Below are 23,132 nucleotides of genomic sequence, written 5' to 3'. Positions count from 1 at the left end.
CTATGGCTGTCAAGGTAGCGATCAACGGCTTTGGCCGGATCGGTCGGAACGTGCTGCGCGCGATCATCGAATCGGGGCGCAATGATATCGAGGTCGTGGCGATCAACGACCTGGGCCCGGTCGAAACCAATGCGCATCTGCTGCGCTACGACTCGGTCCATGGCCGCTTCCCCGCCGAGGTCAAGGTCTCGGGCGATTCGATCGACGTCGGCCGCGGCCCGATCAAGGTCACCGCGATCCGCAACCCGGCCGAACTGCCCTGGGGCGACATCGACGTCATCATGGAATGCACCGGCATCTTCGCCTCCAAGGAAAAGGTGCAGCCGCACCTGTCGACCGGCGCCAAGCGGGTGCTGATCTCGGCCCCCGGCGACAATGCCGACAAGACCATCGTCTTCGGGGTGAACCACGACACGCTGACCAAGGACGACATCGTCGTCTCGAACGCCAGCTGCACCACCAACTGCCTGTCGCCGGTGGCCAAGGTGCTGAATGACAGCATCGGCATCGCCCGCGGCTTCATGACCACGATCCACAGCTATACCGGCGACCAGCCGACGCTGGACACCATGCACAAGGATCTCTACCGCGCCCGCGCCGCGGCGCTGTCGATGATCCCGACCTCGACCGGCGCGGCCAAGGCCGTGGGCCTGGTGCTGCCCGAACTCAAGGGCCGCCTGGACGGCGTGGCGATCCGCGTGCCGACGCCCAACGTTTCGGTCGTGGACCTGGTCTTCGAAGCCGCCCGCGACACCTCGGTCGAGGAAATCAACCAGGCCATCCGCGCCGCCGCCGACGGCCCGCTGAAAGGCATCCTGGGCTATACCGACGAGCCGCTGGTCTCCTCGGACTTCAACCACGACAGCCACAGCTCGGTCTTCCACATGGACCAGACCAAGGTGATGGAGGGCAAGCTGTGCCGCATCCTGACCTGGTATGACAACGAATGGGGCTTCTCGAACCGCATGTCCGACACCGCGGTCGCCATGGGCAAGCTGATCTGAACCCGCATCTGAACCCGCAAGGGCTCGATCCGAAAACCGAAACGCGCCCTCGCCGGGGCGCGTTCTTCCTTTCCGGCGGGCCGGCCTGGCCGGTCGCCCGTCAGTCCTTGCCCGAAAGGCGCCGCACATTGGCGCGGGTGCGCTTGCGATAGGGCCGCAGCGCCGCCGCCATCACCCGGTCAGCCCGCTCGCCCCGCCCGGCGGCGCGCAGCGCGGCATGCAGCGCCTCGGAGGCGGCATCGGCCTTCTCGACCACCATGCGCTGCGGCTCGGCCGCGTCCTGGCGCAACAGCCCCATCATCCCCGCCGTCCGCAGGGCGATGACCATCTGCGATTCCCAGGCCATGCGCGCCATCTGCTGCCACAGCAGCAGCGGCGCCTGCATCGCCGCATAATTCATCTTGCCGAAACCCATCACGAATTCCCTTTAAGCGAACAACAGGCGGGCAAGGCTGCGCCCATGGCGACGAAATGCCAAGAGCCCCGGTGGACGGGATCTTTGCCCTATGGCCTTGCTGCCGCACCCGGTATAGAGGGAAAATCATGACCAAATCCGTGACGCTCCGACGCCCCGACGACTGGCACCTGCATCTGCGCGATGGCGCCATGCTGCAGGCAGTGGCTTCATTTTCCGGCCATTTCGGCCGGGCGATCATCATGCCGAACCTGGTGCCGCCGGTGGTGACCGGGGCGCAGGCCGCGGCCTATCGCGACCGCATCCGCGCCGCCCTGGCCCCGGAAATGACGTTGCGTCCCTTGATGACGCTCTACCTGACCGAAACCAGCGATCCGGCCGATGTGCTGGCCGCCCATGCGCAGGGAATCATCTCGGCGGTCAAGCTCTACCCGGCCGGGGCGACCACCAATTCGGCCTCGGGCGTGCGCGATTTCGACAAGGTGCGCGGCGTGCTCGAGGCCATGGCCCAGGCCGGCATCCCGCTCTGCGTCCATGGCGAGGTCACCGATCCGGCGGTGGACATCTTCGACCGCGAGGCCGTGTTCATCGACCGCGTCCTGGACCCGATCCGCCGCGCCACCCCCGGCCTGCGGGTGGTGATGGAACATGTCACCACCTCGGACGGGGTGGATTACGTCGCGGCGAACGAGGATATCGGCGCCACCATCACCACGCATCACCTGGTCATCAACCGCAACCACATCCTGGCGGGCGGCATCCGGCCGCATTACTACTGCCTGCCGGTCGCCAAGCGCGAAACCCACCGGCTGGCGCTGCGCCGCGCCGCGACCTCGGGGGACGCGCGTTTCTTCCTGGGCACCGATTCGGCGCCGCACCCGGACCGCGCCAAGGAATCGGCCTGCGGCTGCGCCGGCTGCTTCACCGCGCCGAACACCATGTCGATCCTCGCGCAGGTCTTCGAGGAGGAGGATGCGCTCGACCGGCTGGAAGGCTTCGCCTCGCTCCACGGCGCCGGCTTCTACGGCATGGCGCCGAACCAGGACCGCATCCGCCTGGTGAAGCGCGACACGCCTGCCGCATATCCGACCCATATCCCGGCCGGCGACGAGACCGTCACCGTCTTCGACCCCGGCTTCCCGCTCTACTGGCACCTCGAGGATCCCGCATGACCCTGCCCTTTCCCCCGCGCGAGGAAATCGCCCGGCTGACCGCCCGCATGCTGCTGGAGATCAAGGCGGTGCATTTCAACGCCGCCGAGCCCTATACCTATGCCTCGGGGCTGAAGGGGCCGACCTATATCGACTGCCGCAAGCTGATCAGCTTTCCGCGCATCCGCGCGACGCTGATGGATTTCCTGGCGGCGACGGTGCTGCGCGAGGCGGGCTTCGCCGCCTTCGACAACGTCGCCGGCGGCGAGACGGCGGGCATCCCCTTCGCCGCCTGGGTGGCCGAGCGGCTGGAACTGCCGATGACCTATGTGCGCAAGAAGCCCAAGGGCTACGGCCGCAACGCCCGCATCGAGGGCGCCATGACCGAGGGCCAGCGCGTGCTGCTGGTCGAGGATCTGACCACCGACGGCGGCTCGAAGCTGAGCTTCGTCGACGCGATCCGCGAGACCGGCGCCACCTGCGGCCATACGGCGGTCATCTTCTATTACGGCATCTTCCCGGAAACCACGCAGCGCCTGGCCGACCATGGCGTCCGGCTGCACCATCTCTGCACCTGGTGGGACGTGCTGGCCGAGGCCAAGGCGCAGGGCTTCTACGACCAGGCAACGCTCGCCGAGGTCGAAAGCTTCCTGACCGATCCCCGCGCCTGGCAGGCCGCGCATCCCTGATCCGGCGCCAGACGCGCAACCACGGCGCCTCTCGGCACGGCCGCATGGGTATTTGATGAACGAAGAAGACGGGCGCGGCGCTCCATTCTTCTCTGTTGCCCAAATACCCATGCCGCCCTGGCCACCGGCGCGAGGGGCGGCATTCCGTCCACAGCTTATCCACAGCATATCCCGATGGACCGCGGGGCGCATAAGGTGGATAACGGCTCCCAGCCGAGTCGAAGGTCGGAGACCATGGGATGAGCGAGTTGCGCGCCGTCGAAATCAGGAAGCCCGGCGAGATCGCCGAGGCCGCCGCCGCCCAGGCGGTGCCCTTCTCGATCGAGGCCGAGCAGCAATTGCTGGGCGCGCTGCTGACCAATAACGAGGTCTACGACCACGTCTCGCGCATCATCCAGGCCGGGCATTTCTACGACCCGGTCCACCGCCGCATCTACGAGATCTGCGCCGAGCGCATCGCCAGGAACGCCCTGGCGAGCCCGGTCACGATCAAGGCCTTCATGGAGCATGACGCCGGCCTGAAGGAACTGGGCGGCCCGGCCTATCTGGCGCGGCTGGCCGGGGCGGCGATCTCGTCCCATGCCGCGCGCGATTATGCGCAGATGATCCGCGAATTCGCCCTGCGCCGCGAGCTGATCGGGCTGGGGCAGGACATCGCCGCGCGTGCCGCCACCGTCACGGTCAGCGATTCCGCCGAGGAGCAGATCAAGGAGGCCGAGCAGGTTCTCTACAAGCTGGGCGAGCAGGGCGTGGCCGAGCGCGGCTTCCAGAGCTTCCTGGCCGCCGTCACCGGGGCGCTGAACGCCGCCAATGCCGCCTTCAGCCGCGGCGGCGGGCTGTCGGGCATCTCGACCGGGCTGGTCGACCTGGACGGCAAGATGGGCGGGCTGAACCGCTCGGACCTGATCATCCTGGCCGGGCGGCCCTCGATGGGCAAGACCTCGCTGGCCACCAACATCGCCTTCAACGTCGCCAAGGCGCATCGCCTGGGCGAGCTGCCCGACGGCACGCATGGCACGGTGGCGGGCGGCGTCGTCGGCTTCTTCAGCCTCGAGATGTCGGCCGAGCAGCTGGCCGCGCGCATCCTCTCGGAGGCCGCCGAGGTGCCCAGCGAGGCGATCCGCCGCGGCGACATGACCGAGGACGAGTTCCGCCGCTTCGTCAAGGCCGCCCACGACCTGCAGAACTGCCCGCTTTACATCGACGACACGCCCGCCCTGCCGATCAACCAGCTGGCGGCGCGGGCCCGCAAGCTCAAGCGCACCATGGGGCTGGACCTGCTGATCGTGGACTATCTGCAGCTGCTGCGCGCCGCCTCGGCCAAGGACAGCCGCGTGAACGAAGTCAGCGAGATCACCCAGGGCCTCAAGGCCGTCGCCAAGGAGCTGGACATCCCGGTCATCGCGCTCTCGCAGCTGTCGCGCCAGGTCGAGAGCCGCGAGGACAAGCGCCCGCAGCTGTCCGACCTGCGCGAATCCGGCTCGATCGAGCAGGATGCCGACATCGTCATGTTCGTCTTCCGCGAGGAATATTACCGCGAGCGCGAAAAGCCCGCCGACCACGACCTCGACAAGATGGCCACCTGGCAGCAGGTCATGGAATCCTGCCACGGCAAGGCCGAGGTCATCATCGGCAAGCAGCGCCACGGCCCGATCGGCACGGTCGAGCTGTCCTTCGAGGGCCGCTTCACCCGCTTCGGCAACCTGGAAAAGCATCGCAGCTGGGATCGCGCTGAATGAACCTGCCGGTGCCCTTCGTCACCATCGGCCTGCTGATCCTGTCGAACCTGTTCATGACCGTCGCCTGGTACGGGCATCTGAAATTCAAGGCCGCGCCGCTTCTGCTGGTGATCCTGGTCAGCTGGGGCATCGCCTTCTTCGAATATGTGCTGCAGGTGCCGGCGAACCGCAGCGGCTACGGCCATTTCAACGCCGCGCAGCTCAAGACCATCCAGGAGGTGATCAGCCTGTCGGTCTTCGTGCTGTTCTCCTGGGCCTGGCTGGGCGAGCGGCTGACCTGGAACGTGGCGGCGGGCTTTGCCTGCATCTGCCTGGGCGCCTTCCTGATCTTCCACGATTTCGGCAGTTCTGCGCATTGACGCGAAACAGAGCCCTGTAAACAGGCGATTGCCTTTGCCCGCCGACCGGGCAAAGGTGCGGGCATGAGCAGCGCGACCCCCTCCCTTCCCCGCCGGCCAAGCATTCTGACCCTGGTTTCGATCTCGGCCGCCGGGGCGCTTTCCATGAACATCTTCCTGCCCTCGCTGCCGGCCATGGCGCGGGATTTCGGCGTGGAATACGGCTTCATGCAGCTTTCCGTCTCGGCCTTCCTGGGGGTCAGCGCGGTGCTGCAACTGCTTTGCGGCCCGATCAGCGACCGCTATGGCCGCCGGCCGGTGGTGCTGGGCTCGTTTGCGATCTTCCTGCTGGCGACCGTGGGGGCGCTGCTGGCCAGGGATGCCGCCTGGTTCATGGTCTTCCGCCTGATCCAGGCCGTCGCCACCACCGGCTTCGTCATCAGCCGCGCCGTGGTGCGCGACATCGTGCCGGCCGAGCAGGCGGCCAGCATGATCGGCTATGTCACCATGGGCATGTCGCTGGTGCCGATGATCGCGCCGACGCTGGGGGGCGTGCTGGACGAGACCCTGGGCTGGCGCGCCAGCTTCGTCGCCATGGGCCTGACCGGGCTGGCGGTCATGGCGCTTTGCGCCTTCGACCTGCCCGAGACGGCGCGCGGTGGCGGCGTGCCGCTGCGCCGGCAGGTCGCGACCTATCCGGTTCTGGCCCGCTCGCAGCGGTTCTGGGGCTATGCGCTGGCGGCGACGCTCAGCGCCGGGTCGTTCTATGCCTATCTGGGCGGCGCGCCCTTCGTCGGCCAGGTGGTGCTGCACCTGTCGCCGGCCGAGGTCGGCTATTGGTTCGCCGGCCCCTCGATCGGCTATGCGCTGGGGAATTACCTTTCGGCGCGGTTCTCGACCCGCATCGGCATGAACCGGATGATCCTGTCGGGGGCGCTGATCTGCTCGGTCTTCCTGGCGCTGGCGCTGGCGGTGGACCTGATGGGCGGGCTGACGCCGCTGGTCTTCTTCGGCGCGGTCGGGCTGATGGGGCTGGGCAACGGCATGGTGCTGCCCAATGCCAATGCCGGGATGATGAGCGTGCGCCCCGAACTCGCCGGCACCGCCAGCGGGCTGGGCGGCGCCATGGCGGTGGCGGGCGGCGCCGGGCTGGCGGCGCTGGCCGGCGCGCTCTTGCACGACGAATCGGGGGCGGCGCCGCTTCTGGTCATCATGGCCGGGTCGGCCCTGGCCTCGATCGGCTTCATCCTCTGGGTCATGATCCGCGAAAGGCAGGTCATCGCCGGCCGCTAGATCCCCCTTGCGGCAACGCCTTTGCAAAGCGTATGGCTGCTTTGCAAAGAGGACTCGCATGGCCACACAAAAGATCTATGCCGGCGTCGCCCTGCGCGAGACGCGGGCCCGCGCCGGCCTGACCCAGCGCGCCTTTGCCGACCGGCTGGGCGTGTCGCTGCCCTATCTGTCGCAAATGGAGAACAACCATCGCCCGGTCTCGGCCGGGGTGCTGCTGAAGCTGGCCTCCGAGTTCTCGGTGGACCTGGGTGCCATGGCGGTCGGCGATGCCGAGCGCATGGTGATGGACATGGCCGAGGCGCTGGCCGATCCGCTGTTCGACAGCGCGCCGCCCCGCGCCGACCTGCGGCTGGCCGCGACCAATGCGCCGGCGCTGGCGCGCGCCTTCCTGGACCTTTATCGCGCCCATCGCGAGGGGCAGGAACGGCTGGCCGCGCTGGACGAGGCGCTGGGGGCCGGGGCGCAGAACGCCACCCCCTCGCCCTGGGAGGAGGTGCGCGACTTCTTCCACTATTGCGACAACTATATCGACGCGGTGGACCACGCCGCCGAGCATTTCGCCCGCATCCGCCCCGAGTTGCGCCCGCTGGACCGCGCCATCGCCGCCCTGGCCGAGCGCGGCATCGAGGTGGTGATGGCCGAGCTGGGCAGCGGCCCGGTCTATCTGCGCGACGGCAAGCGCATCACCCTGAACGCCGCCGCCGAGCCCGCCACGCAAGCCTTCCAGCTCTTGCACCTGCTGGCACTGGAGACGCGCGGCGACCTCCTGGAGGCGACGCTGGAACTGGCGCGGTTCCGCAGCGCCTCGGCCCGCGACATCGCCCGGCTGGGGCTGGCGAATTACTTCGCCGGCGCGGCGATGATGCCCTATGCCCGCTTCCTGGCCACCGCGCGGGCCGAACGGCACGATCTGGAGCGGCTGGCGCATCTGTTCCACGCCTCTCTGGAGCAGGTGGCGCATCGGCTCTCGACCCTGCAGCGCGGCGGCGACCGCGGCGTGCCGTTCTTTTTCGTCCGCGTCGACCAGGCCGGCACCATCACCAAGCGCCATTCCGCCACGCGCATGCAATTCGCCCGCTTCGGCGGCGCCTGTCCCTTGTGGAACGTGCACCAGGCCTTCGAGACCCCCGGCCGCTTCCTGCGCCAGCTGGCCGAGACCCCGGACGGCAAGCGTTACCTGCTGCTGGCGCGGGACGTGTCCAAGCCCGCCGGCGCCTTCGGCGCGCCGGTGCGCCGCTTTGCCATCGGCCTGGGCTGCGAAATCAGCCATGCCCGCGACGTGGTCTATGCCGACGGGCTGGACATCGGCAATCCGCAGCTGTTCGAGCCGATCGGCGTGTCCTGCCGGATCTGCCCGCGGCCGAACTGCCACCAGCGTTCGGTGCCGCCGGTGGACCGCCATATCCGCATCCCGGCGGATCGCCCCGGCCCGCTGCCCTATGAGATCGCCTGAAACCGCCGCAAACGCCGCCGCAAGCCGCGCGGTTCCGCCGCCCCGGGGGCGAATCCCGCGCGCCATCGCCCGATCTGCCCCTGGGCCGGACCGGCCTGCCTAATTCATGGGCAGAAATCCTGGCCGGCCGCCGCAAGCCCCCGCCGCCACGCGGGATGCGGATCGAACCGACCAGTGCATCAAATTATCTTCAAACTTTCACATATTGATTGGACTGGTTCAGTCTTGCAATCCACGGTTGTATCAAAAGGGGCCTTTGCTCCGGCACAGATCCACCCGCCTGGCGGGGGCGATCGGCATCAATCCGCCCAAGCGGCACATAAACCCTCCGCCCCTGTTGCGCTTTGATCACAGGTCGGATTTATCCGTGCGCAGCCATGACCGCCTTTGCCCGGCAGGTCGGCCGAAACAACATGGACCTGGGACATTGCGGATCACCCACAGCCTGAATTCGGTGCTTGAGCGCTGGCTGCCAGAACAGCGCCTATTCCTGAAGTCGGACAAGACCACCCGCTTTCTGCGGCTGCGTCCGGCCACGCAGCTTCTTGCCCTGGGCGGCCTCGCGCTGGTCTTCGGCTGGACGATCATCGCCAGCTCGATCCTGGTCATCGACGCGATCGGCGCCGGCTCGGTGCGCCAGCAGGCCCGGCTGACGCAAGGCGCGCTGGAAGCGCGGCTGACCGATCTGTCCGCCGAACGCGACCGCCGCGCCGCCGAGGCGGTGGCGGCGCAGAACCGCTTCGCCGTGGCGCTGGACCAGGTCTCGCACATGCAGTCTCTGCTTTTGGAAACCGAGGCGCAGCGCCGCGAGCTGGAAACCGGCCTGGGCGCGGTGCAGGCCGAGCTGCACGGCGCGGTCAAGGCCCGCCAGCAGGCCGAGGCGCTGGCCGCGCCCGAAGGCGCTGCCGGCCCCGCCCGCACCGCCGAATTGCAGGCCGCGCTGGACATCCTGGCGGGCGAGTTGAAACAGGCCGCCGGCCAGCGCATCGAGGCGGTGCAGCAGGCCGAGGACGCCCGCCGCCTGGCCGAGGCCGTCACGCTGGAGCGCGACCAGATCATCGCCCGCAACGACGCCATCCTGTCGCAGCTGGAAGACGCCGTGACCGTCTCGGTCAAGCCGCTGGACGACATGTTCCGCAGCGTCGGCATGAACCCGGACGAGATCCTGCGCACCGTGCGCCGCGGCTATGTCGGCCAGGGCGGCCCGCTGAACCCGGTCGGCTATTCCTCCAGCGGCAATGCCGAGATCAGCCAGGGCGAGGCCAAGGCCAGCGAGATCCTGATCACCCTGGACCAGATGAACAGCTATCGCATCGCGGTCGAGAAGATGCCGCTGGCCATGCCAGTGAAATCGGCCTTCCGCTATACCTCGCCCTTCGGCCGCCGCTGGGGCCGCGCGCATGAGGGCATCGACATGGCCGCCCCGGTCGGCACGCCGATCTATGCCACGGCCGAGGGCACGGTGATCTTCGCCGGCTGGCAACGCGGCTATGGCAACCTGATCAAGATCCGGCACGAGCTGGGCACCGAAACCCGCTATGGCCACCTGTCCAAGATTCGCGTGAAGGTGGGCCAAAAGGTATCGCGCGGCAGCCAGATCGGTGATATGGGCAATACCGGCAGATCGACCGGCCCGCATCTTCACTATGAAGTCCGCGTGAACGGCCGTGCCGTGAATCCCATGAGCTTCATCAAGGCAGCCCAAAATGTTTTCTAAGACCCGTGTTACCGAACCCGGCCCCCGCACCCAGCCGACCCCCGAGCCCGAATCGGCGCGCAGCCTTGACACGAGTTACGACCTTCCGCCGGCCGCGGCCCCGCGGGCACGCACCGCGCCTTCGGTGCTGTCCTCCGACCTGACCGTCACCGGCAATATCCGGACCGAGGGCGACATCCAGGTCGAGGGCACGATCGAGGGCGACATCCGCGCCCACCAGCTGATCGTCGGCGAAAGCGCCACCATCCGCGGCGAGATCGTCGCCGAGGAAGTGGTGGTGAACGGCCGCATCGTCGGCCGCCTGCGCGGCCTCAAGGTCCGCCTGACCGCCACCGCGCGGGTCGAGGGCGACATCATCCACAAGACCATCGCCATCGAATCCGGCGCCCATTTCGAAGGCTCGGTCCAGCGCCAGGAAGACCCGCTGGCCAATGGCGTGACCCCGAAACTGGCGCCGCCGCCGGCCCGCGCGGCCAATGACGACGCCGAGTGATCCTGGGGATCCCGGCGTCACCGCAATGATCGGCGGCCCTCGGGCCGCCGTTTTTCATGGTTCGGGCTCGGGGTCCGGCATCAGCAGCCGATACATGTGCCAGCTGGCATGGCCCAGCACCGGCAGGGCGACGAACAGCCCCAGAAACAGCGGCACGATGCCCAGAAACAGCAGCGCGGCGATGACCACGGCCCAGGACAGCATCACCGGCAGGTTCGCCCCCACCGCCTGGAAGCTGGCGATGATGGCCGAGATCAGGTCCACCTCGCGGTCCAGGATCAGCGGCAGCCCGACCACGGTGATCGAGAACAGCACCGCGGCAAAGCCCGCCCCGATCGCCGTGCCCGCCGCCAGCATGACCAGCCCGCGGCCCTGCAGCAGCACCTCGGGCGAGGAGGTGATGTTGGTCAGCGCCGAGACGCCCATGAACAGCGCGAAGGTGGTATGGGCGACAAAGACCCAGAACATGAACATCAGCAGGATGACCATGGCCATGGACGGCACCTGCCGGTCCTTTTGCGCGATGACCACGGCCAGCACCTCGCGCCAGATCAGCGGCCGGTCCGATTCGATGCGCCGGCTGACCTCGTAAAGCCCGACGGCGGCGAAGGGCGCGATCAGCGGAAAGCCGACGATAAAGGGCATCAGCCACCATTCCTGCCCTGCCGCGGTGGCGACCGCGGTCAGCACCAGCCCGCCCGCGACATAGAAGGCCGCGAACAGCAGGCCGAATGCGGGCGCGCGGCGGAAATCCCGCCAGCCCGCCGCCAGCGCCGCCGGAATGGCCTCCAGCCCGATCACCGCCGGCAGCGGGATCTCGTCCGGGCCCGGATCGGGCAAGGGGTCGGGCAGCGGCTGCCGCTCGGGCTCGGGGATGGGACTGGGAATGGGCTTGGGATCCGAATCGGTAAATACCATCTGCTCCTCCGTCAATGCGACGAAGGTTAGCAGGCCCGCGGCAAAGAAAAAGCCTTAGCGCGCGAAGCGCGCCATCAGCGCCTCGCGGACGGTGGGCGAGACGAATTTCGACACGTCCCCGCCCAGCCGCGCGATCTCCTTGACCAGTTTCGAGGCGATGGCCTGGCGCCGGGCATCGGCCATCAGGAAGACCGTCTCGATGCTGTCGTCCATGGCCCGGTTCATGCCGACCATCTGGAACTCGTATTCGAAATCGGCCACCGCCCGCAGGCCGCGCACGATCACCGTGGCGCCGACATCGCGGGCGCAGTCGATCAGCAGGTTCTCGAACGGATGGACCACGATCTCGCCGCCGCGCCTGGCGACGATGCGGTCGCATTCCTCGCGCACCATGGCGACGCGATCCTCCAGCGCGAAAAGCGGACTCTTGTCGCGGTTGATGGCAACGCCGATCACCAGCCGGTCCACCAGTTCCAGCGCACGCTGGATGATGTCCTGGTGGCCCAGGGTGATGGGATCGAAGGTGCCTGGGTAAAGCCCGATGCGCATGGGTTGCCGTCTCCTCGCCGAATGCCGGCAGTCAAACAGGGTTTCGCCAAGGAATGCAAGACCATGCGCCCGGCCCGCCTTGCGCGCGGCGGGCGGGCGGGCCGGGTCAGTTGCCCATGATCATCCCGGTCAGCGCCTCTTTTTCCGCCGCCAGTTCCTTGAGCCGGGCCGAGACCGCGTCGCCGATCGAGACGATGCCGACCATCTCGCCCTGCTCGTTCACCACCGGCAGGTGGCGGAAGCGGCCCTGGGTCATGCGGTCCAGGATCACCAGCGCATCCTCGCCGGTGGTGCAGGTCGCCAGCTTGCGGGTCATCAGCTCGGTGATCGGCTGCTCCAGGATCGCGGCCCCCCGCTTGCCCAGTTCGCGCACCACGTCGCGCTCGGACAGGATGCCCAGCGGGATCTTGCCATCCTCGGACACCACGATCGCACCGATGCGCTTTTCCGAAAGCAGCCTGGTGGCCTCGGCCACGCTGGTTTCCGGGGCGACGGTGAAAATCTCGCCGCTGGCCTTCATCGACAGGATCTGGTTGACGAGCATCGCTGTTCCTCCTCAGGGTTGGCGCAAGCAGGGCTGGCGCAAGCGTCCTGGCGCCCAGCGTCACCTCAACCTCGGCTTGCGTCAAGCCCGATGTTGCAGTGCAGCGATCAAGGTATGACCAGCGCCTGCAGCCGCGCCACCTCGGCCCGGATGCCCTGCGCCAGCGCATCCGCCAGCCGGTTCATCCGCTGCGAGCGGCGGTCGTCGGCATGCCGGATCAGCCAGAAGCTGCGCGTCAGCGAAACCTGGTCGGTCAGCACCCGCCGCACGCCGGGGCAGAAGGGAATCGCGAAGTCATGCACGATGCCCAGCCCCGCGCCCACCCGGATCGCCTGCATCTGCACCGAGACCGAGTTCGAGGTCAGCGCCGCCCATTCCGCCCCCGTCTCGGTCAGGTAGTCCAGCTCGCGGTCGAAGATCATGTCGGCGATATAGCCGATCATGCGATGGCCGCGCAGATCCTCGCGCGAGCGGATCGGCGGATGGGCGCGCAGATAGTCCTCATGCGCCGCCAGGTGCAGCTGGTAGTCGGTCAGCCGCTGCACCACCAGCCGCCCGGCCTGCGGCTGCGAGACGGCGATGGCCATGTCCGCCTCGCGCTTGGACAGGTTGAAGACCCGCGGCAGGGCGACGATCTGGATCTCCAGCCGCGGATGCGCCTCGGACAGGCGCGCGCAGACCTGCGGCAGCAGGTAGTTGGCGCAGCCGTCCGGCGCGCCGATGCGCAGCTGCCCGGTCAGGTCGCCGGGGCCGCTCAGCGCCTCTTCGGCGCCGCTCAGCGCCGCCTCGACCGCCTCGGCATGGGGCAAGAGCCGCTCGCCCTCGGGCGCCAGGCCATAGCCCTGCGGCGTCTTGACGAAAAGCTTGGCGCCCAGCGCGCCTTCCAGCCGCGCCACCCGCCGGCCCACGGTCGAGGCGTCGATGCCCAGCCGCCGCCCCGCCCCCGACAGGCTGTCGGCCCGCGCCACGGCCAGAAAGATGCGCAGGTCGTCCCAGTCCATGCCCGTCGCCTTTGCAGAAATGCAAAACCCTTTTGCCAGACTTCCTCTTTTTCCGGCAATGCTGCAAGTCTATGATCCCTCCGAAACCTGAACCCCTCGGGAGGCACCCATGGAAGAACTGAGCCACTGGATCGACGGCAAAGAGGTCAAGGGCACCTCGGGCCGCTTCAGCGATGTCTACAATCCCGCGACCGGCGAGGTGATCGCCCGCCTGCCGCTGGCCACCCCGGCCGAGCTGGACGCCGCCGTGAAGAGCGCCGAGAAGGCGCAGGTCGCCTGGGCCGCCACCAACCCGCAGCGCCGCGCGCGGGTGATGATGAAATTCGGCCAGCTGATCCAGGACAACATGGACGCGCTGGCCGAGCTGGTCTCGCGCGAACACGGCAAGACCCTGCCCGACGCCCGCGGCGACGTGCAGCGCGGCCTTGAGGTGATCGAGGTCTGCATGGGCGCGCCGGCGCTGCTCAAGGGCGAATATACCGACAATGCCGGCCCCGGCATCGACCTTTATTCCATGCGCCAGCCGCTGGGCGTGGTGGCGGGCATCACCCCCTTCAACTTCCCGGCGATGATCCCGCTGTGGAAGATGGGCCCGGCGCTGTCGGCCGGCAACGCGATGATCCTCAAGCCCTCCGAGCGCGTGCCCTCGACCTCGCTGATGCTGGCCAAGCTCGCGCAAGAGGCCGGGCTGCCCGACGGCGTGCTGCAGGTCGTCAACGGCGACAAGGAGATCGTGGACGCGATCCTCGACCATCCGACCGTGCAGGCGGTGGGCTTCGTCGGCTCGACCCCGATCGCGCAATATATCTATGGCCGCGCGGCGGCGAACGGCAAGCGCGCGCAATGCTTCGGCGGCGCCAAGAACCACATGCTGATCATGCCCGATGCCGACCTGGACAAGGCGGCGGACGCGCTGGTCGGCGCCGGCTTCGGCGCGGCGGGCGAACGCTGCATGGCGATCTCGGTCGCGGTGCCGGTGGGCGACAAGACCGCCGACGCGCTGATCGAGCGGCTGATCCCCAAGATCGAGAAGCTGAAGGTCGGCCCCTATACCGCCGGCGCGGACGTGGATTTCGGCCCGGTCATCACCAAGGCCGCGCAGGAGCGCATCGGCCGGCTGATCGATTCCGGCGTGGAACAGGGCGCCAAGCTGGTGGTGGACGGCCGCGGGCTGAAGATCCAGGGCTACGAGAACGGCTTTTTCTGCGGGCCCTCGCTCTTCGACAACGTGACCCGCGACATGGAGATCTACAAGGAAGAGATCTTCGGCCCGGTGCTCTCGACCGTGCGGGCGCAGAGCTACGAGGATGCGCTGAACCTGGTCATGGACAACGACTATGGCAACGGCACGGCGATCTATACCGCCGACGGCGACACGGCGCGCGACTTCGCCAGCCGGGTGAACGTGGGCATGGTCGGCATCAACTTCCCGATCCCGGTGCCGCTGAGCTATTACACCTTCGGCGGCTGGAAGAAGTCGGCCTTCGGCGACCTGAACCAGTATGGCCCGGACGCCTTCCGCTTCTACACCAAGACCAAGACCGTCACCGCGCGCTGGTTCTCGGGCATCAAGGACGGCGTGGCGCTGAACTTCAAGGCCATGGACTGATTGAACGGGCGGGCGGGGGCTCTGCCCCCGCGTGCCCTGCACCCCTCGACGGGGTGCCGGGCACGCTCCCCCGGGATATTTGGACAAGAAAGAAGCCGGGGCGCGGTTGCCGCCCCCGCCGTTTCGCGCAAACCTGCAAAACTGGCGCAACATTTCCCGGCCATGACCGGACAAGACACATCAACACGAAAGACATGAGGGGGAGAGCATGGATTTCGCGCTGAGCGAAGAGCAGCAGGCGATATTCGATCTGGCCCGGGATTTCGGGACGGCGGAGATCGCGCCCCATGCCCGCGCCTGGGAAGAGGCGGGCACCATCCCGCGCGCGCTGTGGCACAAGGCCGCCGAACTGGGTTTCGGCGGCGTCTATGTCGGCGAGGATCACGGCGGCACCGGGCTTTCGCGGCTGGACGCCACGCTGGTCTTCGAGGCGCTGGCCATGGCCTGCCCCTCGGTCGGCTCGTTCCTGTCGATCCACAACATGTGCGGCGGCATGATCGACAAGTTCGGCACCCCCGCGAACAAGGCGCGCTGGCTGCCCGGCCTGTGCAGCATGGAGACGGTGTTCTCCTATTGCCTGACCGAGCCGGGCTCGGGCTCGGACGCCGCGGCGCTGCGCACCCGCGCCGAGCGGGTCGAGGGCGGCTGGAAGCTGAACGGCACCAAGGCCTTCATCTCGGGCGGCAGCTATTCGGATTGCTACCTGGTCATGGTGCGTACCGGGCAGGACGGGCCGCGCGGCATCTCGACCATGGTGGTCGAGGCCGGCACGCCGGGCCTGAGCTTCGGCGCGCTGGAACACAAGATGGGCTGGAAGGCGCAGCCGACCGCGCAGGTGCAATTCGACGATTGCGTGATCCCCGAGGAGAACCTGATCGGCGAGGAAGGCCGCGGCTTCGCCTATGCCATGGCGGGCCTGGACGGCGGGCGGCTGAACATCTCGGCCGGCGCGCTTGGCGGTGCGCAGGCGGCGCTGGACGCGACCCTGCGCTACATGGGCGAGCGGCGCGCCTTCGGCCAGACGCTCGACCAGTTCCAGGCGCTGCAGTTCCGGCTGGCCGAGATGGAGACGGCGCTGCAATCGGCGCGCATCTTCCTGCGCCAGGCGGCCTGGAAGCTGGACCGGGGCGCGCGGGACGCCACCAAGTTCTGCGCCATGGCCAAGCTGCATGTCACCGACCGCGCCTTCGAGGTCGCCAATCAGTGCCTGCAATTGCATGGCGGCTACGGCTACCTGGCCGATTACGGGATCGAGAAGCTCGTGCGCGACCTGCGCGTGCACCAGATCCTGGAAGGCACCAATGAAATCATGCGGCTGATCATCGGCCGCGCCCTGCTGGCGGAGCGTGACTGATGGCCGAGATGCCCGAATCCGACATGATCATCCGCAAGGACCGCCGCGCCGGCCGGCTGACCTTCAACCGCCCGCAGGCGCTGAACGCGCTGAGCCACGAGATGGCGCTGGCCATCGACGCCGCCTTGCGCGAATGGCAGGACGATCCCGAAGTGGCGCTGGTCGTCATCGACGCCGAGGGCGAGCGCGCCTTTTGCTCGGGCGGCGACATCGCGGCGGTCTATCGCGCCGGGCTTGCGGGCGACCACCGGGTCGGGCGCGAGTTCTTCCGCGACGAATACCGCATGAACGCCCGGATCAAGGACTATCCCAAGCCCATCGTCGCCTTCATGCAGGGTTTCGTCATGGGCGGCGGCGTCGGCGTCGGCGGCCATGCCAGCCACCGCATCGTCGGCGACACCACCCAGATCGCCATGCCCGAGACCGGCATCGGCCTGATCCCCGACGTGGGCGGCAGCTGGCTTCTGGGCCACGCACCGGGCCGCTGCGGCGAATATCTGGGCCTGACCGGGGCGCGCATCGGCGCCGGCGACGCGATCTTCACCGGCTTCGCCGACAGCTACATCCCCGAGGCGGAATGGCCGGCGCTGATCGACCGGCTGGCCGAGACCGGAGACGTGGCCGCAATCACGCCCCGCCCCCGCCCCGCGGCGCCGCTGGAGGGCCGCGACCTTTCCGCCTTCGGCGGTCCGAGCGTGGCCGAGATCGTCGCCGCGCTGGAAGCGGCCGGCGACGAGGCGGCGTTGAAGCCCTTGCGCCGCAACTCGCCCCTGTCGATGGCGGCGACGCTGGCGCTGGTGCGCGCCGCGCGCGGCGATGCCCGCCTGCGCGACAGCCTTTCGCGCGAGCTGCGCTTCACCGCCCGCGCCACGGCCGAAAGCGATTTCCTGGAAGGCGTGCGGGCGCAGATCATCGACAAGGACCGCAACCCGCAATGGTCGGCCGATGCCAGCCCGGCGCATGTCGAGGCGATGCTGGCACCGCTGGGCGAGGACGAAATCGAATGGGAGGACCGGACATGAAGATCGGATTCATCGGCTTGGGCAATATGGGCGGCCCGATGGCGGCCAATCTGGCCAAGGCAGGGCACGCGGTCGCGGGCTTCGACCTGGCCGCGCCGATGCCCGAGGGCGTCGCCAAGGCCGCCAGCGCCGCCGAGGCGGCGCAGGGCGCCGATGTCGTCATCACCATGCTGCCGAACGGCGCCATCCTGCGCGCGGTCGCGGATGAGGTCGTCCCGGCCATGACCGCGGGCGCGGTGTTCTGCGACTGCTCGACGGTGGACGTGGAAAGCGCCCGCGCGGTCTCGGCGCAGGCGCAGGCGGCGGGGCTGGGCGCGCTGGACGCGCCGGTTTCGGGCGGGGTCGGCGGCGCGACCGCCGGCACGCTGACCTTCATGGTCGGCGGCGCGGCCGAGGCTTTCGACAAGGTGAAGCCGCTTTTCGACGTCATGGGCCAGAAGGCGGTGCATTGCGGCGCGGCGGGCGCCGGCCAGGCGGCCAAGATCTGCAACAACATGATCCTGGGCGTGACCATGATCGCCACCTGCGAGGCCTTTGCGCTGGCCGACAAGCTGGGGCTGGACCGGCAGAAGATGTTCGACGTGGTCTCGACCTCCTCGGGCTACAGCTGGACGATGAACGCCTATTGCCCGGCGCCGGGCGTGGGTCCGCAATCGCCCGCCGACAACGGCTACAAGCCGGGCTTCGCCGCCGAGCTGATGCTGAAAGACCTGCGGCTGAGCCAGCAGGCCGCCGAGGCCGCGGATGCCGACACGCCGATGGGCGAGCTGGCCGCCGCGCTCTATGCCCGCTTCGTCGAGGACGAGGACGGCAAGGGCCGCGATTTCTCGGCCATGCTGCCCAGATTCGAGGCCCGGCACCGGCACGGCTGATTTTCTCGCATTCGTGAGGGAGCCGATCGGCGGGTTGCGGCGTTTGGCCTCTGACAAGGATTATCGTGCCAGGCTGAAGCCATGTTCCGCAATCGCCAGAGCCTGATTCTCGCCGTCGGCCTGTTCGGCATCCTTGCGCCCGCGACGCTGGCGCAAGGGGTGGGCCAGGCGGCCGAGGCAACCGCCCCGGCCGCCGCCGGACAACCCGCCATGCTGCGGGTGGGGGACCGGCTGGACAGCGCGCGCCTGCATCCGGTGACGCGCCCCGGCCTTTACGGCATGAGCGAGGCACCGTCGGGCAGCCGCTACGGCATCGTGGACGGCAAGCTGATCCGCTATGACCCGGAAAACGCCCAGGTGCTGTCGATCATCCGGCAGGTGGACCGCATCATGGATTGACCGCGGGCGCCGCGGCGAAAGGGCGGCGCCATGACCGCGTCTTCCGCCCGCTTGCGGGAACGGGAACGGGAACGGGAACGGGAACGGGCCGCAAAACCCCCCGCTAGGCGCCGGCAAGGGCTTTCCCGCCACGCCCGCGGGCAGGGCGACCCCCGAATGCGCCTTTGAACTTCGCGCCGTGTTTTCTCCTCGCGCCCGCGGCCCGGCGGGGCGGCCCTGCCCGTCACATCTTCTCGCCGGGCAGCCGGCTGGCCTGCGCGACCCAATCGGCGAATTGCGCCTCGTCGAACTCGCCCTCGCGGATGTCGAGATAGCGCACCTGCGGGTGCTTGGACCTGCCCGGCGGCGGCGGCTCCAGCGCCGTGCCGCGAAAGAACGTCACCTTCACGTATTTCGTGAAGCAGTGAAAGCTCAGGAACCAGCAATCATCCGCCAGCCCGTAGAAGGGCGAGTTCCATTTGACCGCCTTGCGCACGCCGGGCACGACGCGCGCGATGATGTCGTCCATCCGCCGCCCGAGGTCGCTTTTCCATTCCGGCATGGCGGCGATATAGGCCTGGACCGGGGCGTCGCCATAGCCCTTGGCGATCTGGGGATTGCCGCCCGACAACAGCACGGGGCCGCCCTGCCCCCTGGGTTTCTCGGCGCTCGGGGTCTTTTTGCTGGTCATGTTCGCCTCCGCTCTCGGATGACCGGCCGGACGGCACCCTGTTGCGGCGGCCGCCCGTGTCGGCGGGCCGGGCGCGCTTCGGCCGATGCCGGCCCAGCGTCGCAGCAAACCGGCCGCGGGGAAAGCCCCTGGTGGCGCGATCACAAGCGCGGCAACCCCCCGGCCGGCACCATGCGGCACCAGCCGGGCCGCCGGCATGCCTCCCCATTGAAATGCCAAGCAATTTCCGTGCGCGCCGGGTATGATCGGCGGCATTTACAAGCCGGCCGGAATGGCAAAACCATGGTCGCGTCGCGGCGGGAACCACGCTAAAAGCGTCGCGAAACGGGGGCCGAGCCGCACCCGCCTGATACCTTGTCGCCCGGCCGGACCCGGCCGAATGTTACGGAGTGCCCCCGATGCGCAAGCCCGTTGCCCTTGTCCTGATCGCCGCGGCGCTGGTCGCCCTGCTGGCCGGTCTGGGCGGCCTGGGCGAGGGCAAATCCGCCGCGCCCGCCTATGTGAGCGCCGCAGTCACCCGCAGCGACATCGAGGTCACGGTGCTGGCCGAGGGGCGGGTCAAACCCTCGAACCTGGTGGCGGTGGGCGCCCAGGTCTCGGGGCGGATCACCGAACTGGCGGTGCGGCTGGGCCAGCGGGTGGAACAGGGCGACCTGATCGCCCAGATCGACTCGGTCCAGCAGGCCAACGAATTGCGCACGGCCGAGGCCGCGCTGGCCAATCTGCGCGCGCAGATGGCCGAGCGCCAGGCCGTGCTGGCTCTGGCCGAAAAGACGCTGGAGCGGGCCGAGAACCTGATCCGCTCGAACGCTGCCGCGCGCAGCACCATGGACAGCGCCCGGCAGGACGTCGAGATCGCCCGCGCCCAGATCGCCGCGCTGGAGGCGCAGATCGCCCAGGCCGAGGTCGCCATCGAGATCGCCCGGACCGACCTCGACTATACCCGCGTCACCGCGCCCAGCGCCGGCACGGTGCTGGCCATCGTCAGCCAGGCCGGGCAGACCGTGAACGCGGTGCAATCCTCGCCCACCATCGTCGTGCTGGGCCAGCTCGACCGCATGGAGATCCATGCCGAGATCTCCGAGGCCGATATCGGCAAGGTCCGGCCCGGCCAGCAGGTGCGCTTCACCCTGCTCGACGACAGCGGCCGCAGCTACCGGGGCGTGCTGGATTCCATCGCCCCCGCGCCGCAAAGCATTGTCAACGACAGCGCCATCCAGGGCGGCAGCACCGCCGACAGCAGCAGCGGCGCCATCTATTACACCGGCATCATCCCGGTCGAGAACCCGGACGGCCAGCTGCGCAGCTACATGACCGCCCAGGTCAGCATCGTGCTGGGCGCGGCGCAGGACGTGCTGACCATCCCCTCCAGCGCGCTCGGCCGGCGCAACCCGGACGGCAGCCACCAGGTCCGGGTGCTGGGCGGCGCCGGCATCGAGACCCGCGACGTGGTGGTCGGGCTGAACGACAAGGTGCTGGCCGAGGTGGTCTCGGGCCTCAAGGAAGGCGAGCGCGTAGTGACCGGCGAACAGGCCGGCGCCCCGGCCTCGGCCCCGCGCGGCAGCCGGCGCATGATGAGCCCGCTGGGTGGCTGAGATGCAGGCCCCGCTGATCCGGCTACGCGGCATCAGCCGCGAATACCCCTCGGGCGAGGGGGTGCTGCGCGTGCTCAAGGACATCGACCTCGACATCGCGCAGGGCGAATATGTCGCGGTCATGGGCGCCTCGGGCTCGGGGAAATCGACGCTGATGAACATCCTGGGCTGCCTCGACCGGCCGACATCCGGCAGCTACCTGCTGGACGGGCGCGAGGTGGCGCAGCGCGAGCCGGGCGAGCTGGCGGCGCTCAGGCGCGAAACCTTCGGCTTCATCTTCCAGCGCTATCACCTGCTGGCCGAGATGACGGCGCTGGGAAATGTCGAGGTGCCGGCGATCTATCGCGGCCTGCCCGCCGAGGCGCGCCGCGCCCGCGCCCGCGCGCTTCTGGACCGGCTGGGGCTGGGCGACCGGCTGGGCCACCGGCCGGGCCAGCTTTCGGGCGGCCAGCAGCAGCGCGTCTCGATCGCCCGCGCGCTGGTCAACGACGCCCGCGTGATCCTGGCCGACGAGCCGACCGGCGCGCTCGACAGCCGCAGCGGCGACGAGGTGCTGGCCATCCTGGAACGGCTGAACGCCGAGGGCCGCACCGTGGTCATCGTCACCCACGACCCCAAGGTCGCCGCCCGCGCCCGCCGCGTGGTCGAGATCGCCGACGGCCGCATCATCGCCGACCGCCGCAGCGACGCGCCCGCCGGGGCGGCGGCTTTGGCCGCGCCCGAACAGCCCCGCGCCGCCGCCCCGGTGCTGGGCCGGCTGGCCGAGGCGCTGCGCATGGCGGTGCTGGCCATGCGCGCCCACAAGCTGCGCAGTTTCCTGACCATGCTGGGCATCATCATCGGCATCGCCTCGGTGGTCTCGGTGGTGGCCTTGGGCGAGGGCTCGCGCCAGCGCGTGCTGCAAAACATCGCCGGGCTGGGCACGAATACGCTGCAGATCTATCCCGGCCGGGATTTCGGCGACATGCGCTCGGGGCGGGTGACGACGCTGGTCACGGCCGACGGCGCGGCGCTGGCACGCCAGCCCTATGTCGCCTCGGTCAGCCCGACGGTCGGCAGTTCGCAGACCCTGCGCCACGGCGCGACCGAGGCCGGCGCCCAGATCAGCGGCGTGGGCGAGCAATATTTCGACGTGGCCGGCATCACCCTGACCCAGGGCCGCAGCTTCGACGCGGCCGATGTGGCGGCGATGAGCCAGAATGTCGTCATCGACGAGAATACCCGAACGAGCCTGTTCGGCGAGGGCCCGGCGCTGGGTCAGGTCTTCATGGCCGGCAAGGTGCCCCTGCGGGTGATCGGCGTGGCCGAGGCGCAGAACCGCGGCCCCGGCGGCTCGACCAGCCTGACCGTCTATGCCCCCTATACCACGGTGCAGGCGCGCTACCTGGGCTCGACCAGCGTCAGCGGGTTGACCCTGCGGGTGGCCGACGAGGTGGACATGGCGCTGGCCGAGCAGATGGTCACCGACATGCTGACCCAGCGCCACGGCAGCAAGGATTTCTTCATCGTCAACAATGACCAGATCCGCCAGACCATCACCTCGACCACCCAGACCCTGACGCTGCTGATCGCGGCCATCGCGGTGATCTCGCTGCTGGTGGGCGGCATCGGGGTGATGAACATCATGCTGGTTTCCGTCACCGAGCGCATCGGCGAGATCGGGCTGCGCATGGCGGTGGGCGCCCGGCGCGGCGACATCCGCGCGCAATTCCTGATCGAGGCGGTGCTGGTCTGCGTCATCGGCGGCGCGGCGGGCATCCTGGCCGCGCTCGGCTTCGGCCTGGCCTTCGAGCGGCTGAGCAGCAATTTCACCCTGGTCTATTCGCCGCTCTCCATGGTCGCCGCGCTGGCCAGCGCCTGCGGCATCGGCCTGATCTTCGGCTACCTGCCCGCCGTCAACGCCGCCAAGCTCGACCCCGTCGCCGCCCTCGCCAAGGGCTGAAATCCGGCCTTGCGGACGGGTGCCGCGACTGTTGCCCCCGGCCCACAGTCGCGGCACCTGTCCGAAAGGCGATCTTTCCAGACTCGGCCCCAGCGCCCAAACTGCTGGTATGGAAGGAGGAAAGGAACAGGGGCAATGAAAGGCACAGTCACCCTTACCGGGCGCAAGGGGGCGCTCGTCTCCGGCGAATACGAGGTCACGGGCGACACCATCCGGGTGTCCTATGCCGGCCACGAGCGCTGCGTGCGGCTCGACGGCGGCTCGGTGGACCACCTGGCGCAATCGCTCTTGCGCGATCTCTGGCTGGAATGACGCGTCCCGCCCGGCGGCGGCAACGGCGGCACGCCGGCACCCGAGGAAAAATG

General features: G+C 68.9%; 23 protein-coding genes. 17 read left to right on the top strand and 6 right to left on the bottom strand.

From position 1 onward, the window contains the following. Positions 1-2: 2 nt before the first annotated feature. Complete coding sequence (gene gap, locus ESD82_RS00375) at positions 3-1,004, top strand: type I glyceraldehyde-3-phosphate dehydrogenase (RefSeq protein ID WP_024843753.1); 1,002 nt, start codon at positions 3-5, stop codon at positions 1,002-1,004. Between the two features lie 100 nt (positions 1,005-1,104). Here the strand turns inward: gap and ESD82_RS00370 are convergent, their stop codons facing one another. Further along, on the bottom strand, positions 1,105-1,419 hold the full coding sequence (locus tag ESD82_RS00370; protein WP_051419482.1) for a hypothetical protein: 315 nt from the start codon (positions 1,417-1,419) through the stop codon (positions 1,105-1,107). 128 nt (positions 1,420-1,547) lie between these two features. On the opposite strand from ESD82_RS00370, the gene pyrC reads away from it, so the two are divergent. The 8 genes from pyrC (at position 1,548) to ESD82_RS00330 (ending at position 10,292) form a co-directional block, all read left to right on the top strand. Next, on the top strand, positions 1,548-2,591 hold the full coding sequence (gene pyrC, locus ESD82_RS00365; protein ID WP_024843751.1) for a dihydroorotase: 1,044 nt from the start codon (positions 1,548-1,550) through the stop codon (positions 2,589-2,591). Further along, positions 2,588-3,259: an orotate phosphoribosyltransferase gene (locus tag ESD82_RS00360; protein WP_024843750.1), complete on the top strand. Its 672-nt coding sequence runs from the start codon at positions 2,588-2,590 to the stop codon at positions 3,257-3,259. The genes pyrC and ESD82_RS00360 overlap by 4 nt, the downstream gene beginning before the upstream one ends. Before the next feature lie 239 nt (positions 3,260-3,498). Beyond that, positions 3,499-4,998, top strand: coding sequence for a replicative DNA helicase (locus ESD82_RS00355; RefSeq protein ID WP_024843749.1), 1,500 nt, complete (start codon positions 3,499-3,501; stop codon positions 4,996-4,998). Then, positions 4,995-5,357, top strand: a complete 363-nt coding sequence (locus tag ESD82_RS00350) for a DMT family protein (RefSeq protein ID WP_024843748.1) — start codon at positions 4,995-4,997, stop codon at positions 5,355-5,357. The genes ESD82_RS00355 and ESD82_RS00350 overlap by 4 nt, the downstream gene beginning before the upstream one ends. A gap of 63 nt (positions 5,358-5,420) precedes the next feature. Next, positions 5,421-6,629, top strand: a complete 1,209-nt coding sequence (locus tag ESD82_RS00345) for a multidrug effflux MFS transporter (RefSeq protein ID WP_024843747.1) — start codon at positions 5,421-5,423, stop codon at positions 6,627-6,629. A gap of 58 nt (positions 6,630-6,687) precedes the next feature. Beyond that, on the top strand, positions 6,688-8,082 hold the full coding sequence (locus ESD82_RS00340; protein WP_024843746.1) for a helix-turn-helix domain-containing protein: 1,395 nt from the start codon (positions 6,688-6,690) through the stop codon (positions 8,080-8,082). A gap of 427 nt (positions 8,083-8,509) precedes the next feature. Next, positions 8,510-9,799: a M23 family metallopeptidase gene (locus ESD82_RS00335; protein WP_024843745.1), complete on the top strand. Its 1,290-nt coding sequence runs from the start codon at positions 8,510-8,512 to the stop codon at positions 9,797-9,799. Next, entirely contained in the window at positions 9,789-10,292 is a 504-nt protein-coding gene (locus ESD82_RS00330; RefSeq protein ID WP_147428575.1) for a bactofilin family protein, read from the top strand. The genes ESD82_RS00335 and ESD82_RS00330 overlap by 11 nt, the downstream gene beginning before the upstream one ends. Positions 10,293-10,346: 54 nt before the next feature. Here ESD82_RS00330 and ESD82_RS00325 read toward each other — a convergent pair whose 3' ends face one another. The 4 genes from ESD82_RS00325 to ESD82_RS00310 all read right to left on the bottom strand — a co-directional run bounded on the left by ESD82_RS00325 (position 10,347) and on the right by ESD82_RS00310 (position 13,304). Beyond that, the gene (locus ESD82_RS00325) at positions 10,347-11,210 is read right to left on the bottom strand and encodes a DUF2189 domain-containing protein (protein WP_081750460.1); all 864 of its coding nucleotides are present in this window, start codon (positions 11,208-11,210) and stop codon (positions 10,347-10,349) included. Between the two features lie 54 nt (positions 11,211-11,264). Beyond that, a complete protein-coding gene (coaD, locus tag ESD82_RS00320; RefSeq protein WP_024843742.1) occupies positions 11,265-11,759 on the bottom strand; it encodes a pantetheine-phosphate adenylyltransferase in 495 nt (164 codons plus the stop codon). A 106-nt stretch (positions 11,760-11,865) separates the two neighbouring features. Then, entirely contained in the window at positions 11,866-12,303 is a 438-nt protein-coding gene (locus tag ESD82_RS00315; RefSeq protein WP_024843741.1) for a CBS domain-containing protein, read from the bottom strand. Between the two features lie 107 nt (positions 12,304-12,410). Next, positions 12,411-13,304 (bottom strand): LysR family transcriptional regulator, encoded by an 894-nt coding sequence (locus ESD82_RS00310; RefSeq protein WP_147428577.1) that lies wholly within the window; start codon positions 13,302-13,304, stop codon positions 12,411-12,413. Positions 13,305-13,413: 109 nt separating this feature from the next. On the opposite strand from ESD82_RS00310, the gene ESD82_RS00305 reads away from it, so the two are divergent. The 5 genes from ESD82_RS00305 (at position 13,414) to ESD82_RS00285 (ending at position 18,560) form a co-directional block, all read left to right on the top strand. After that, on the top strand, positions 13,414-14,913 hold the full coding sequence (locus tag ESD82_RS00305) for a CoA-acylating methylmalonate-semialdehyde dehydrogenase (RefSeq protein ID WP_147428579.1): 1,500 nt from the start codon (positions 13,414-13,416) through the stop codon (positions 14,911-14,913). Between the two features lie 208 nt (positions 14,914-15,121). Further along, positions 15,122-16,267, top strand: a complete 1,146-nt coding sequence (locus ESD82_RS00300; RefSeq protein WP_147428581.1) for an acyl-CoA dehydrogenase family protein — start codon at positions 15,122-15,124, stop codon at positions 16,265-16,267. Beyond that, positions 16,267-17,289, top strand: coding sequence for an enoyl-CoA hydratase/isomerase family protein (locus tag ESD82_RS00295; RefSeq protein ID WP_244314471.1), 1,023 nt, complete (start codon positions 16,267-16,269; stop codon positions 17,287-17,289). The genes ESD82_RS00300 and ESD82_RS00295 overlap by 1 nt, the downstream gene beginning before the upstream one ends. Further along, the gene (gene mmsB / locus ESD82_RS00290; protein ID WP_024843736.1) at positions 17,286-18,161 is read left to right on the top strand and encodes a 3-hydroxyisobutyrate dehydrogenase; all 876 of its coding nucleotides are present in this window, start codon (positions 17,286-17,288) and stop codon (positions 18,159-18,161) included. Before ESD82_RS00295 ends, mmsB begins: the two co-directional genes overlap by 4 nt. A gap of 81 nt (positions 18,162-18,242) precedes the next feature. Next, positions 18,243-18,560, top strand: a complete 318-nt coding sequence (locus tag ESD82_RS00285; RefSeq protein ID WP_024843735.1) for a hypothetical protein — start codon at positions 18,243-18,245, stop codon at positions 18,558-18,560. Between the two features lie 223 nt (positions 18,561-18,783). On the opposite strand, the gene ESD82_RS00280 is transcribed toward ESD82_RS00285, so the two are convergent. Further along, a complete protein-coding gene (locus ESD82_RS00280) occupies positions 18,784-19,230 on the bottom strand; it encodes a DUF1801 domain-containing protein (RefSeq protein WP_147428583.1) in 447 nt (148 codons plus the stop codon). 398 nt (positions 19,231-19,628) lie between these two features. Here ESD82_RS00280 and ESD82_RS00275 point away from each other — a divergent pair, with 398 nt between their 5' ends. The 3 genes from ESD82_RS00275 to ESD82_RS21655 all read left to right on the top strand — a co-directional run bounded on the left by ESD82_RS00275 (position 19,629) and on the right by ESD82_RS21655 (position 23,079). Then, a complete protein-coding gene (locus ESD82_RS00275) occupies positions 19,629-20,825 on the top strand; it encodes an efflux RND transporter periplasmic adaptor subunit (RefSeq protein ID WP_147428585.1) in 1,197 nt (398 codons plus the stop codon). Position 20,826: 1 nt separating this feature from the next. Continuing rightward, the gene (locus ESD82_RS00270; RefSeq protein WP_147429168.1) at positions 20,827-22,767 is read left to right on the top strand and encodes a MacB family efflux pump subunit; all 1,941 of its coding nucleotides are present in this window, start codon (positions 20,827-20,829) and stop codon (positions 22,765-22,767) included. Between the two features lie 135 nt (positions 22,768-22,902). Beyond that, positions 22,903-23,079 (top strand): hypothetical protein, encoded by a 177-nt coding sequence (locus ESD82_RS21655; protein WP_166435372.1) that lies wholly within the window; start codon positions 22,903-22,905, stop codon positions 23,077-23,079. Positions 23,080-23,132: the final 53 nt, after the last annotated feature.

Source organism: Paracoccus pantotrophus, assembly GCF_008824185.1.
In the GTDB taxonomy this organism is placed as follows: Bacteria; Pseudomonadota; Alphaproteobacteria; order Rhodobacterales; family Rhodobacteraceae; genus Paracoccus; species Paracoccus pantotrophus.
Note: the sequence above shows the minus strand (reverse complement) of the source record. Positions and strands in the feature narration are given on the sequence as shown.